The sequence below is a fragment of the Streptomyces celluloflavus genome, from assembly GCA_000720995.1.
Classification (GTDB): domain Bacteria; phylum Actinomycetota; class Actinomycetes; order Streptomycetales; family Streptomycetaceae; genus Streptomyces; species Streptomyces celluloflavus.
Map to the genome: position 1 here is coordinate 1 of JOEL01000033.1, position 13,663 is coordinate 13,663.

The 13,663-nt window shown below is 71.3% G+C and carries 9 protein-coding genes; 2 read left to right on the forward strand and 7 right to left on the reverse strand.

Translation table 11 applies throughout. From position 1 onward, the window contains the following. Positions 1-624: 624 nt before the first annotated feature. The 6 genes from IH09_RS25265 to IH09_RS25290 all read right to left on the reverse strand — a co-directional run bounded on the left by IH09_RS25265 (position 625) and on the right by IH09_RS25290 (position 7,780). On the reverse strand, positions 625-1,791 hold the full coding sequence (locus IH09_RS25265) for an alpha/beta hydrolase (protein ID WP_052859781.1): 1,167 nt from the start codon (positions 1,789-1,791) through the stop codon (positions 625-627). A 494-nt stretch (positions 1,792-2,285) separates the two neighbouring features. Further along, positions 2,286-2,966 carry a response regulator gene (locus IH09_RS25270; protein ID WP_052859782.1) on the reverse strand — a complete coding sequence of 227 codons (681 nt, stop codon included), beginning with the start codon at positions 2,964-2,966 and terminating at the stop codon, positions 2,286-2,288. Next, complete coding sequence (locus IH09_RS25275; protein WP_052859783.1) at positions 2,963-4,348, reverse strand: sensor histidine kinase; 1,386 nt, start codon at positions 4,346-4,348, stop codon at positions 2,963-2,965. The genes IH09_RS25270 and IH09_RS25275 overlap by 4 nt, the downstream gene beginning before the upstream one ends. A 259-nt stretch (positions 4,349-4,607) precedes the next feature. Further along, a complete protein-coding gene (locus tag IH09_RS25280) occupies positions 4,608-5,486 on the reverse strand; it encodes a DUF4429 domain-containing protein (RefSeq protein ID WP_052859784.1) in 879 nt (292 codons plus the stop codon). Positions 5,487-5,663: 177 nt separating this feature from the next. Next, positions 5,664-6,878, reverse strand: coding sequence for an alpha/beta hydrolase (locus IH09_RS25285; RefSeq protein WP_052859785.1), 1,215 nt, complete (start codon positions 6,876-6,878; stop codon positions 5,664-5,666). A gap of 167 nt (positions 6,879-7,045) precedes the next feature. Beyond that, complete coding sequence (locus IH09_RS25290) at positions 7,046-7,780, reverse strand: TetR/AcrR family transcriptional regulator (protein WP_052859786.1); 735 nt, start codon at positions 7,778-7,780, stop codon at positions 7,046-7,048. A 115-nt stretch (positions 7,781-7,895) separates the two neighbouring features. Between IH09_RS25290 and IH09_RS25295 the strand changes: the two genes are divergently transcribed. Together IH09_RS25295 and IH09_RS25300 are read left to right on the forward strand one after the other, a co-directional pair. Continuing rightward, positions 7,896-9,497, forward strand: coding sequence for an MFS transporter (locus IH09_RS25295; RefSeq protein WP_052859787.1), 1,602 nt, complete (start codon positions 7,896-7,898; stop codon positions 9,495-9,497). A 632-nt stretch (positions 9,498-10,129) separates the two neighbouring features. Then, positions 10,130-10,534 carry a peptidase inhibitor family I36 protein gene (locus tag IH09_RS25300; protein ID WP_052859788.1) on the forward strand — a complete coding sequence of 135 codons (405 nt, stop codon included), beginning with the start codon at positions 10,130-10,132 and terminating at the stop codon, positions 10,532-10,534. A 103-nt stretch (positions 10,535-10,637) separates the two neighbouring features. Here the strand turns inward: IH09_RS25300 and aceE are convergent, their stop codons facing one another. Next, entirely contained in the window at positions 10,638-13,370 is a 2,733-nt protein-coding gene (aceE, locus tag IH09_RS25305) for a pyruvate dehydrogenase (acetyl-transferring), homodimeric type (protein ID WP_052859789.1), read from the reverse strand. Positions 13,371-13,663 lie beyond the last annotated feature (293 nt).

Here is a 13,663-nt window from a genome sequence, read left to right on the forward strand (position 1 = left end):
AGAGGGCGAACCCCGCGACGAGGACAGCCGCGCTGGCGCGGTACAGGTGGACGACTGGCTGCGGGTGGGCTGCGGTCTGTGGGGGCGGGTCGGCTTTTCATCTCGTGCCGTCCGTTGCTGTTGTCCCGCTTCCGTGCGGCGCTGTTCTACGTAGGGAAGCGTTCCCGCCAGGTGAGGGGAAGGACGGTGAACTCCGCGGTGGGGACGGCCGCGTTGGCGCGGTACGGGCGGACTACTGACGGGCGGACGGGGCTGCGATTGGTGGGGATGGGTGCGGGTCGCGATCTGCGGGCTGCCTGCTTCTTGCCTCGTGCCGCCTGCCGTTGTTGTCCTGCTTCCGAGGCACTGTTCTCCGCGCGGGCTTGTTCCCGTCAGGCCCAGGGGCAAGAGGGCGAACCCCGCGACGAGGACAGCCGCGCTGGCGCGGTACAGGTGGACGACTGGCTGCGGGTGGGCTGCGGTCTGCCGGCGAGGGGCGCGCGGAGTGCGATGGCCGGGAGGCGCCCACGCCGCGGGGCCGGGGGATGAAGCGGGTCCGGTGATGCGCGGGTGTGGACGTTTCGCGCTGGACGGTGGTGAGCTGGGGCGTTCCCCGGGCGGCGGGCCCGTACGGGGTCGGAGCGCTCAGCGTACGTCCGCGTAATCGCCCAGGACGATGGCGGCGAAGTTGCGGAGGGAGTCCGTACCGGGGGCGAGATACCCGGTGTGGCCCTCGGCCGTCCTGGCGGAGACCCGGCGCGCCCCGAAGGCCGGGTCGGTGGGGTCCGCGCCATGGCCCAGGCCCAGCAGTTCGACGTTCGGGACGTCACCGATCCAGTCGGACGCGTCCCGGGCCGCCCAGACCCGGGCACTGGTGTGCAGCTCCGCCACACCGTCCCGGCGTATCCCGGGGGAGCCGAACACGACCAGGTCGGCGATCTCGCCGCGGCCCGACTCCGGCGCGGCCAGACCGCAGACGACCGAACCGTAGCTGTGGCAGAGCACGGCGGGCGCCGGGGTGCCGGTGGCGGCGAGGCCGGACAGGAAGCGGGCGAGCCGCGGCGCACCGGCCTCGGCCAGGCGGCCGGTGGCGGCATCCGGACCGACGCCGACCGGGGTGGTGTAGCCGGTCCAGGCGATCACGGCGGTACGGGTGCCGGGGGCGTCGGCGGCCATCTGCGCACGCAGCGAGGTCGCCATGCCGGTCGGTGTGCCGTACGGGTCGTTCGACCGGTCGAAGGAGGCCAGGTCGATGTCCGAACCGGGGACGATCACGGCGGTGCGCTGTGCGGCGGCCAAGTCGCCGTGTACTTCGGTCACTTGACCACGGCCGCGTGGATCGAAGGCGAGTATGTGGCGGCCGGGCCGGAGCAGTCCGGCGCAGCGGTCCGCCGCCTTGGCGGCCTGCCGGTGGTCCTGGAGGGTGCCGGCCGGGTCGGTGGCGAGGGCCAGCTGCCGAGCCCGTTCGGCTTTCAAGGCCCGGGAGTTGGCCTCGTACCGCAGGGTGACGGGCGCGCCGTCGAGGTTGCCCACGGTCAGCGGATGCCGGGCAGCGAGCGCCCGCCGCTGGGCGTCGGTCAACGAGGCGAAGAAGCGGTCGACGTCGGCGGGGGCCGCGGTCGCGGGGTCCGGCAGCGGGACGCCGAGGGAGTGGTCGGCGCGCCAGGCGGCGGCGCCGGGCCCGGGTCCGGTGACGGCGGTCTGCGCGGAACCGGCCGCCCAGCCGCCCGTGCCGACGGCGATGACCGCCGCGAGCGCGCCGGCGATGAGTGCGCGCTTGCCGCGTCGGGCGGCGGTTCGCAGCACGGGCATGGTGGTGCTCCCTCATTGGTCGGTGTGACAGAGGGAAGCGTAGGAAGGGGACGTACGACGCGGCGTCACGCCGCGGGGCCAACTCTCTGGTGGTACCAGGGTGGGAGGCGCCGCCCCCTCTAGTCCTCAGGGAGGAGGGGCGGGGTAAGGGTATGGAGAGGGAAGGGGAGGGGTGCGCCGGGCCGGGCCGGGACGAGGTGGGAGCCGGACGGTGGCAGGCGAGCAGGCGAGCAGGCCGGGCAGGCCGGGCAGGAGGGCCGGGACGGGACGGGGCGGGCAGGAGTCGGACGCAGCAGACAGGAGACCGGCGCCCTGTCACACCGGGCCCTCGCCGCTCTCCGTCCTCGTCCGTTCCCCTCCTCTTCCACCCTCGCCGTGCTTGTCGTCCGGGCCGCCTCCGGTCTCCGAGCCGCCTCTGGTCTCCGAGCCGCCTCCGGTCTCCGGGCCGATCCTGCTCTCGGGGCTGCTCCTGGGTTCCCTCCGGCTCCCGGCCCTCACCGCCCCCCGGGGATGACCAGTCCCGACTCATACGCGAAGATCACGGCCTGGGCGCGGTCCCGCAGGTCCAACTTGGCCAGTACGCGGCCTATATGGGTCTTCACGGTCTGCTCGGCGATCACCAGCGCATCGGCGATCTCCTGGTTCGAGAGCCCTTGGGCGATCAGCTCCAGAACCTCCGTCTCGCGCGGGGTGAGGCCGTTCCGCCGCAGCGCGGTCCGGTCCGCGCGCCTCGCCGGCCGCTGCCGGGCGAAATCGGCGATCAGCCGCCGGGTCACCGACGGCGCGAGCAACGCCTCGCCGGCCGCCACGATACGCACGGCCGAGATCAGATCGGCCGGCGGCGCGTCCTTGAGCAGAAACCCGGACGCGCCCGCGCGCAACGCCTCGTAGACGTAGTCGTCGACGTCGAAGGTGGTCAGCATCAGCACCTTCGGCCGGTGTGTGACACCGGTCGGCGGATCGAGCAGCCGACGCGCCGCCGCCAGCCCGTCCATCTCGGGCATCCGGACGTCCATCAGCACCACATCGGGATGCACCCGCCGGCTCAGCTCCACCCCCTGCACCCCGTCCGGCGCGTCGCCCACCACATCGATATCGCTCTGTGCGGCGAGCAGCGCGGCGAAACCCGCCCGCACCATGGCCTGGTCGTCGACGATGATCACCCGAGTGGTCATGCGGTGGCGGAGTCCTTCGCAGATAGGGGGAGTGCGGAGAGGGGAAGCCGGGCGGCGACGCGGAACCCGCCGTCGGGCAGCGGCCCGGTGTCGAGCGAACCGTCCACCAGACGCACCCGCTCCCGCATGCCGATCAGACCGTGCCCGGTGCCGCCGGTCTCCAGCGGCGCGGACGGGGCGGGCGGCGCGGAGTTGACGACCAGGACGGTCAGCCGCGAACGGTCCGCCGTCGCGGTCACCGATACCCGGGTCCGCGCGCCCGGGGCATGCCGCACCACATTGGCCAGCGCCTCCTGCACGATGCGGTACGCCGAGAGATCCACCGCCGGTTCGAGCGCGGGCAGCTCCTCCGGCAGTGCCAACTCGACCGGCACACCGGCCCGTACGGTTCCCTCGACCAGCTTCGGCAGCTGACCGATCCCCGGCTGCGGGGTCTTCTCCGGGCCGTGGTGCCGCTCCGCCTCCTCGCTGCGCAGCACGCCCAGCAGCCGGCGCATCTCGGCCAGGGACTCCCGTGCGGTCGCGGCGATCGCCCCGAACTCCTCCTGGGCCTCCTTCGGTATCCCGCTGATGCGGTAGGGGGCGCTGTCGGCCTGGACCGTGATCACCGACATGTGGTGGGCGACGACGTCATGCAGCTCGCGGGCGATCCGGGCGCGTTCCTCCAGCAGCGTGCGGCGGGCGCGCTCCGCCTCGCTGATGGTCTCCTGCTCCAGCAACTTCCTCTGGACAGCGCCCCGTTCGCGAAGAATGGCGCCCATCAAGAGCAGCACGCCGGTCAGGACGAAGAGCAGCACCCCGGTGCTGTGGCTGCGGTCCGGGGCCACCGGCGCGAAGAGGAGGCCCACCACCCCGGTCGTCAGCCAGACGGCCATCAGTGTGCGGCGCCGCTCGCGCAGGGACAGCGCCAGCATCAGTACGAGATAGCCGATGACCACGGGCGGCGGCCAGGGCCAGGCGCGGCCTGCGATGCGGTCGGCGCCGGTGAGTGCCATGGCGCACAGGATGTCGGCCGCGAAGATCACCCACCATGCCTGCAGCGGCCGCGTCACCGCGAGCAGCAGTGGCACGGTCTGCGCGGTGGCGAGCCCGCCGACCAGCCAAACGGCCAGCCCGCCGCTCATGCCGTAGTTGCTGAGCACGGTCCCGGTCGACGGCAGCAGGATCACGGTGAACGCGCACGCGACGATGTACGGCAGCCGGCGCAGCCAGCGGCTGTGGACATTGCCGAACAGCGGCGTGCCGGGCCCGGCCGGGGTGCCGAGCTCGGCGGCCAGGACGCGCAGCGCCTGCCGCGCGGCGCGCATCGTCCGGCTGCGGGCCGACTCGCGCCCGGGGCTCCGGGCCGGCTCGCGATCTGGGATGAGAGATCGTGTGAACATCGCAGAATCACTGTAAGCGGAGCGTAGTCACCGCTACGTCATACCGTGGTCCGGGCTTGCGGGCAGTACCACGGTATGACGTGCCCCCGGCCGGGCGGGCACCGTCAGCACCCGGCTGCCAGCCCCACACCCCGCCGTCTGCCTCGTACCCGGCTCGCCCGGCCCCTCGCCCGGCCCCGTGCCTCGTACCCGTCCCGCCCAGCCGCCCGCCTGAGCTCCGTAGAGCCTGAGCTCCGCCACTCGCTCGAACCCCCGCCGGCTAGAGCTCCGCCAGCAGATCGGCCTTCTTCGCGCTGAACTCGTCGTCCGTCAGCAGCCCCGCCTCGTGCAGCTCGCCGAGGTGGCGTATCCGGTCCGCGATATCGGCGGGATCCCGGCCCGCGTCCCCGGCCCGGCGCACCGGTTCGCGCTCGGGTGTCTCCTGATCCGATTCGGCGGCCCGCACGGCCTGGAGTACGGCGGCGGCGAACGGCAGCGACTCGTGGACCGGTCCGTAGCCCAGCCCGAAGACCACCGCGGCCGGGTCCTGGTCGGCCTCGCCCGGCGCCGCGTCCCGGGCCCCGCGCTCCAGCAGCCGCAGATAGCCGTTGAGGACCTCCGGCGACCGCCACTCCACGCCGGCCAGCTCGCCGACCGTGAAGTTCCGGTCGCCGCACTTCCACTTCGCCGAGGACGCTCCCGCCCAGGACCAGCGGAAGGCGACCGACCGGCCGTCGAAGGACGCCTTGCCGTCGTACGCCTTGAAGTGCAGCGGAGCCTCCGGCGCGGCCACGAGATGCCGGTCGGCCGGCTCCTTCGCGACGGGGCCCAGCGCGGTGCGCAGCTCGTCGGCGTAGAACTCGGCCAGCGTCTCGCGCTCGGCCGGCAGCACCAGCCGGTACGGGTCCGAGTCCTCCTTGAGCTGGCCGTCGGCCGCTTCCATCAGGGGGTCCGCGCCGCGCCGCGGCACGGCATGCAGCACCACCGTGCCGCGTCTGCCTTCGGACACCTCGACGGACCTCAACGCCTCGTACGGAACGCGTCGCTCGCCGAGCGCCTGGAAGAGCTTCGGCCTGCGGATCCCCCGTTCGAAGCGGATGAGTACGGAGTCCGTGTCGAACTCCCAGACGGCGTGAAAACCGGCCAGCACATCACCCATGCGGCTCATCGTATGCGGGCGGTTGCCCACCCGTCCCCCTTCCGGACACCTTGCGCTACGCGCGTCAAGCGATCCGCTGCCGCCCGTCCCGCCGCCCACCGCGTCCCGGCCACGGTTCCCGCAGGTACGGGCGCCGCGCCGGTCCGGCGGGCCGTGTGCCGGGCGGTCCGCCGTCCCTCAGGCCAGATCCGCGCTGCACCGGGGAGCAGAGGTCGCGCACTCCACCGAAGAGATCGCACCGACCCCGAGGAGCGCGAAGTTGTGCAGGCTCCGGGTGCCGGGCACGAAGTAGCCCGCGTGCCCGATAGCGCCGTCGGCCGACAGGATCCGGGAGCCGAAGGACGGGTCGACCGGGTCCGCGCCGTGGCCGAATCCGCCGACCTCCAGGTGCGGGATGTCCTGGATCCAGTCGTCGGCGTCCCGCATCGCCCAGACCCGCGCCTGCGTGCCCAGCCCGGCGGCGCTCTCGGCGCGCATCCCGGGGCTGCCCGCCACCGCGATGTCCGTCACGTTGGGCGGCAGCGTACGGGCCGCCACGCCGCACACCACGGATCCGTAGCTGTGGCAGAACAGCGAGACGGAACTGTCGGCCGGCAGTCCCGCCACGAGCGCGCGCAGCCGAAGCGCGCCGGCCGCGGCGAGCTGCCCGGTGGCGGCCTCGACACCCAGGCCGGCGGGCGCGGTGTAGTCGGCCCAGGCGATCACGGCCGTACGGGCGTCCGGCTGGGCGTCCCGCTCGGCGCCGTACAGGGCCTTCGCCATGCCGACGGGCGCGCTCGTCGCCCGCGCGGTGCGCTCGAAGGTCGACAGATTGGTGTCCACGCCGGGCACGATGACGGAGACCCGGTGCGCGTCCTGGAGGTCGCCGAAGACCTCCGCGACCCGGCCGCCGCCGGCCGGGTCGAAGGCCAGGATCTGCCGGTTGTCCCGCATCAGCGATTCGAAGCGGTGCATCAGCCGGCCCGCCTCCTGGCGGCCGACGGGGGTGAGCCGGTGATCATCCATGCGCTGCCGGGCGATCGCTCCGGCCTGGTCGAGCGCCATCCGGTTGGCGCTGTAGCGCAGGGTGACGGGGGCACCGTCCATATTGCCGACGACCAGCGGATAGCGGGTGGCGAGCTCCTGCTTCTCGGTCCGGTCGAGGGAGGAGAAGAAGGCCCGCAGCGCGGCGGGCGTGCCCTGGGGGTCGGGCAGCGGGCGCCCGAGGAAGGTGGCGTGCCGCCAGGCGGCCTTGGCGGTGGCCAGGGGGTTGGCATCCTCCTTGGAGCTCCTGACGGCGGTCCAGCCGGTCAGCGCGAGCATCACGAACACCACCACCAGAGCGAGTGCCGTACGCCAGACGGTGGATTGCAGAAAGCCGAATGTGGGGCCGATGCCCTGGAAGGAAGTCACCGCGGGCCAGCCTAGGAGACCGGAGTGGCCACCCGTACATCCCGTGAGTCATCTCACGTTTCGCGCTGGGTATTTGGATCAATTGGGACGTCGGCGCCGAGATGAGGTGTGCCGGGCGGAACCGGGCAGATCGCGTGGTGAACCAATGGCGCGGAGGCGGCCCTCTTTTATCCGTTCCTTACCCGTTCCTTATCCGGAGTCGACAGTTCTCGCCCGGAGTTGACGTCCCCGGTGGATCTTCCCGCCTGCCCGGTGCGCCAGTCGTCGTCGAACGCCGGCCTGATGTGGTCCAGATAGGACCTGGTCAGCTCGCGGATGGCGGTCACGCTGCAATCCTGCCCCTCGCCCCACACCTTGCTCGCCACCCGCATCACCCCGCCGAACGCCGCGACCAGCACCCGCGGCCGGGGGTCGGTGTCCACGTCCAGCCCCTCGCGTCCGGCGATCAGCCGGGAGACCTCCTCCTCCAGATCGGAGGAGCGCCGCAGATGCGCGGCGACCAGTGCGGGCGTCGACTCGATCATCTGGCATGCGCGCATGTGCAGTTCCACCGGGACCACCGACGCGATCGCGCCACCGATGTCGTCCCAGGCCCCCAGTACGGCCTGCCGCAACGCGGTCAGCGGGGCCTCGGAGGCCGGCCGGCCGCGCAACTCCGCCACGAAGCGGGCCTCCACCATCTCCTGGACGGCGAAGACGACCTCCTCCTTGTTGGCGAAGTAGCGGAAGTAGGTGCGCTGGGAGACGTCCACCGCCTCCGCGATCTCGTCGATCGTCGTCGCCTCGTAGCCCTGGTCCGTGAACAGCTCCAGCGCCGCACGGATCAGGGCGTCATGGGTGCGCTGTTTCTTGCGCTCGCGCAGCCCGCCCGAGGGTGTCGTCTGCGGCGTCGGGGTCGCCATCCTGCGCCGCCTTTCCACGGTGTTACCGCTGTTCAGGATACCTGTGAGGTAAATGACAGTTACCGACTCATGAATTATTTTGTCAACTGTCAGTGGCTGACATTAATCTCGTCATATGAGTTCTCAGACCCCGGTTGCCGACACCGCACCGGAACTTCCCGTACCGGAGCCCCGGAAGGGGCTGCGGGGCCATCCGTGGCTGACCCTCTTCTCCGTCGCCATCGGCGTCATGATGGTCGCCCTCGACGGCACCATCGTCGCCATCGCCAACCCGGCCATCAAGCAGGACCTGGGCGCCTCGCTCGCCGACGTCCAGTGGATCACCAACGGCTACATGCTCGCGCTGGCCGTCTCGCTGATCACGGCCGGCAAGCTGGGCGACCGTTTCGGCCACCGCCAGACCTTCCTGATCGGCATCCTCGGCTTCGCCGCCGCCTCCGCCGCCATCGGGTTCTCCAGCGAGGTCGCGCTCGTTATCACCTTCCGCGTGTTCCAGGGTCTGTTCGGCGCGCTGCTGATGCCCGCCGCGCTCGGCTTGCTGCGGGCGACGTTCCCGGCCGAGAAGCTCAACATGGCCATCGGCATCTGGGGCATGGTCATCGGCGCCTCCACCGCCGGTGGCCCGATAGTCGGCGGACTGCTGGTCGAGCACGTCAGCTGGCAGTCGGTCTTCTTCATCAACGTCCCGGTCGGTGTCCTGGCCCTGGTCCTCGGCCTGGTGATCCTCAAGGACCACCGCGCGGAGAACGCCCCCCGGTCCTTCGACATCCCGGGCATCGTGCTGCTCTCCAGCGCGATGTTCTGCCTCATCTGGCCGCTGATCAAGGCGTCGGAGTGGGGCTGGGGCGACATGAAGACCTGGGGCTTCCTGATCGGCTCGATCGTGCTCTTCGCGCTCTTCGCCGTTCTGGAGACCAAGGTCCGCGAACCGCTCATCCCGCTGCACATGTTCCGTTCCGTGCCGCTGACGGCCGGCACGGTCCTGATGGTGCTGATGGCCTTCGCCTTCATGGGCGGCCTGTTCTTCGTGACGTTCTACCTCCAGAACGTGCACGGCCTGAGCCCCGTCGACAGCGGTCTGCACCTCCTCCCGCTCACCGGCATGATGATCGTCGGCTCGCCGCTGGCGGGCGCTCTGATCACCAAGTTCGGCCCGCGGATCCCGCTGGTGGGCGGCATGGTCATCACCGCCGTCGCCATGTTCGGCATGTCCGGCCTGGACACGAACACCGGCAACGGCCCGATGGCCCTCTGGTTCGCGATGCTCGGTCTGGGCCTCGCGCCCGTCATGGTCGGCGCCACCGAGGTCATCGTCGGCAACGCCCCGCTGGAGCTCTCCGGTGTCGCCGGTGGTCTCCAGCAGGCCGCCATGCAGGTCGGCGGCAGCCTCGGCACGGCGGTGCTCGGCGCGGTGATGGCCTCCCGCGTCGACGAGCGGCTCCCCGAGAACTGGCAGTCGGCGGGCCTGCCGCCCGTTCCGCCCGCGCAAATGTCCCAGGCGGCCGACGCCGTCTCGGCCGGTTTCGCCCCGGTGCCGAAGGGCACCCCGCCGGAGCTGGCCCAGAAGATCACCTCCGTCGCCCACGACACGTTCGTCTCGGGCATGGGCCTGGCCTTCACCGTCGCCTGCGGTGTGGCGATCGTCGCGGCCGTCGTCGCGACCTTCACCAAGCGCGGTGAGAACGCGGAGGCGGGCGCAGGCGTCGGCCACATCTGACCGGTACCACACCCCGCACCACCCGCGCGCGGCCTGCCGAGGAGCTCCTCGGCAGGCCGCGCGCCGCTGCGTTCCCGGGGCGGCGTCGTAGCCGCGAGAGCCTTCGGCGGTGGGTCCGCCCGACCCCGTACGCGGGTTTCCCGGGGCCCATTCCGTCCCGCGGCCCCCGGACTCACCCGTACCGCCCGGCCACCGCTGACCCCGGCGCAAGGGCGCGCGCAGGGGTGGTGCGCGCGTCAACCACGCATCCGGGCCGCCGCTCGGCCCAGGGGCCCGGCGCCCGGTTCCTCGTTGGCCGCCGCCCACGGCCTCGATCCCTCGTTCTGATGAACGTTTCCGGGAACCGTCAGCCACCCGGCCCCGCATCCGCGCCCCGGCCGCCCCGGGCGGCTCCCGGCAGGCCCCCGGAGGAACGGTTTCCGCAGGCCACGGCAGAGGCGGGTACCCGCGTCAACACCACGCCCCGCCGCCGCGCCACGAGCCGTTCGCCCGTCCCCATCGCCTGACCGGGTGGGCGCTCCGCCACGGCCTTGGCAACCGCGCCGCGCAGTCGCGAAGCTCGGTCTCAGCCGCCGCGGGCAACGGGCCCGCCGCGGAACACCGTCGTCGTACTCCACGGGGGAGAGATTCCTATGCGTACCTGCCACACCACCGCGCTCGTCACCGGCCTCGCCGCACTGGCCGCGACGCTCACCGCCCCGGCCGCCCACGGGGCCCCGGCCGGGCACCCGGCGCCGCGCGCCCGCACCGTCGCATCGGGCGACTGCGGGCCCGGCCAGCTGTGCGTCTGGCCACAGGCCGACTTCGGCGGCAAGCGGCAGACCTACGAGCTGACCGGCACCGACATCGACAGCTGCGTCCCGCTGCCCAAGGGCGTGAGCGCGGCCTCGCTCGCGAACCGCACCGGCCGCCCGGTCACCACCTACCAGAGCGCGGAATGCGCCGAGACCGCCGAGTTCGACACCTACCCCGGCGGCGGCAGCTGGGTGCCCCGGTCCCCGTATGGGGTAAGGGCGTTCAAGATCTGGGAGCACTGACCGGGGCACGGCACCCGCCGCACACACCGCCGCGCCCCCGACCGGCGGAGAACGCTGGTCGGGGGCGCGGCAGAGGCGGTGCGGCGAGCGGCCGCGGGTGGGGTCAGGCGTCGCCGCCGGCCTCGCCCGCGTCGGCGGCCGTGACGTCCAGCAGCTCGTACCGGTCGATCGCCTGCTTCAGCAGCGAGCGGTCGACCTTGCCCTCCTTGGCGAGCTCGGTGAGCACCGCCAGGACGATCGACTGCGCGTCGATGTGGAAGAAGCGACGGGCCGCGCCACGGGTGTCCGCGAAGCCGAAACCGTCGGCGCCCAGCGACTGGTACGCACCGGGAACCCAGCGCGCGATCTGGTCGGGGACGGCACGCATCCAGTCAGAGACCGCCACCTTCGGGCCCTCGGCGGCCTGGAGCTTGTGCGTCACGTACGGGACGCGCTGCTCCTCCTCCGGGTGCAGCAGATTGTGCCGCTCGATCTCCACGGCCTCGCGGCGCAGCTCGTTCCAGGAGGTCGCCGACCAGACGTCCGCCTTGACGTTCCACTCGTCCGCGAGGATCTGCTGCGCCTCGATGGCCCACGGCACCGCGACACCCGAGGCGAGGATCTGCGCGGAGTGCAGGCCCTTCTCGGCGGGCTTGACGCGGTGCAGACCCTTGAGGATGCCCTCGATGTCCGCGTCGGACGGCTCGGCCGGGTGCAGGATCGGCTCGTTGTAGACGGTGAGGTAGTAGAAGATGTCCTCGGCGTTCTCGCCGTACATCCGCCGCAGACCGTCCTTGACGATGTGCGCGATCTCGTAACCGTAGGCCGGGTCGTAGGCGACACAGGCGGGGTTGGTCGAGGCCAGCAGCTGGGAGTGGCCGTCGGCGTGCTGGAGACCCTCACCGGTCAGAGTCGTACGGCCAGCGGTCGCACCCAGCACGAAGCCGCGCGCGAGCTGGTCGGCCATCTGCCAGAACTGGTCACCGGTGCGCTGGAAACCGAACATCGAGTAGAAGACGTAGACCGGGATCAGCGGCTCGCCGTGCGTCGCGTAGGCGGAGCCCGCGGCGATCAGCGAGGCCGTGCAGCCCGCCTCGGTGATGCCGTCGTGCAGCATCTGACCGGTCGGCGACTCCTTGTAGGCGAGGAGCAGTTCGCGGTCCACCGACTCGTACTGCTGGCCGAGCGGGTTGTAGATCTTGGCCGACGGGAAGAACGCGTCCATACCGAAGGTGCGGTACTCGTCGGGCGCGATCGGCACGAACCGCTTGCCGATCTCCTTGTCCCGCATCAGGTCCTTGAGCACGCGGACGAACGCCATGGTCGTGGCGATCTTCTGCTGCCCGGAGCCCTTCTTGGCACCCGCGTACGCCTTGTCGTCCGGCAGCTGGAGCGGCTTGGCGCGCACGACACGGGTGGGGACGTACCCACCGCACGCCTTGCGGCGGTCGTGCATGTACTGGATCTCTTCGGAATTGCGGCCCGGGTGGTAGTACGGCGGCGCGCCGCCCTCCAGCTCCTTGTCCGCGATCGGCAGGTGCAGCCGGTCACGGAAGCCCTTGAGGTCCTCGACCGTCAGCTTCTTCATCTGGTGGGTCGCGTTGCGGCCCTCGAAGTTCGGGCCGAGCGTCCAGCCCTTGACGGTCTGCGCGAGGATCACCGTCGGCTGGCCCTTGTGCGCCTTGGCCGCCGCGTACGCCGCGTAGATCTTCTTGTGGTCGTGACCGCCGCGGCCCAGGTGCTGGATCTGCTGGTCGGTCATGCCCTCGACCATCGCGCGCAGGCGGTGGTCGTCGCCGAAGAAGTGCTCGCGGATGTACGCGCCGGTCTCGGTGGCGTACGTCTGGAACTGGCCGTCCGGGGTGGTGTTGAGCTTGTTGACCAGGATGCCGTCGCGGTCCTGCGCGAGCAGCGGGTCCCAGCTCCGGTCCCAGACGAGCTTGATGACGTTCCAGCCGGCACCGCGGAACTGGGACTCCAGCTCCTGCATGATCTTGCCGTTGCCGCGGACCGGGCCGTCCAGGCGCTGGAGGTTGCAGTTGACGACGAAGGTCAGGTTGTCCAGGCCCTCACGGGCGGCGATGGACAGCTGGCCGAGCGACTCCGGCTCGTCCATCTCGCCGTCACCGAGGTACGCCCAGACATGCGACTTGGAGGTGTCGGCGATGCCGCGCGCCTCCATGTAGCGGTTCATCCGGGCCTGGTAGATCGCGCCGAGGGGGCCGAGGCCCATCGAGACGGTCGGGAACTCCCAGAAGTCCGGCATCAGCCGCGGGTGCGGGTAGCTGGACAGACCGTTGGGGGCCTTGGACTTCTCCTGGCGGAAGGCGTCGAGCTGGGTCTCGCTCAGCCGGTCCAGGAGGAACGCACGCGCGTACACACCGGGGGAGGCGTGGCCCTGGAAGAAGATCTGGTCGCCGCCGTCGCCCTCGTCCTTGCCCCGGAAGAAGTGGTTGAAGCCCACGTCGTAGAGGGAGGCGGAGGAGGCGAACGTGGCGATGTGGCCACCGACGCCGATACCCGGACGCTGGGCCCGGGAGACCATGACGGCCGCGTTCCACCGGGTCGCGTTCAGGATCTTGCGCTCGATCTCCTCGTTGCCGGGGAAGAACGGCTCGTCCTTGGTCGCGATGGTGTTGACGTAGTCCGTGCTGCGCATCTCGGGCACGGCCACACGCTTCTCTCGCGCGCGCTCGATCAGGCGAAGCATGAGGTAGCGGGCACGTTCCCGGCCTCGCTCATCGACAGCTGCGTCGAGCGAGTCGAGCCATTCCTGGGTCTCTTCGGGATCGAAGTCCGGGACCTGGCTGGGAAGGCCGCCAATGATGATCGGGTTTCGATCGGATCCGGAAGCCACGCTGTTCCTTCGTGTTCGGGTCGCGTCGTGCTCTGCACGTGTTTGTTGCTGCGCACGCGGACGAATGCTGTCTCTGCTGTGGTCGCGCCGTCTTCCATCGTGTACCGAGTCACTGGGATACGTCATCTCTACCGCTGGGTAACCACCCGCCGAGAGATGGGCGCTGAAAGGCCGGTTTCTCAGGTCGGCCAAATCGCAACCATACGCCCATGCCGAAAGTCCTTCGCGTACGGACGTGCGCCCGCCGAAAGTGGTTCCGGACCGGGCCCGGCACCCCCCGAAGGGACCAGTCG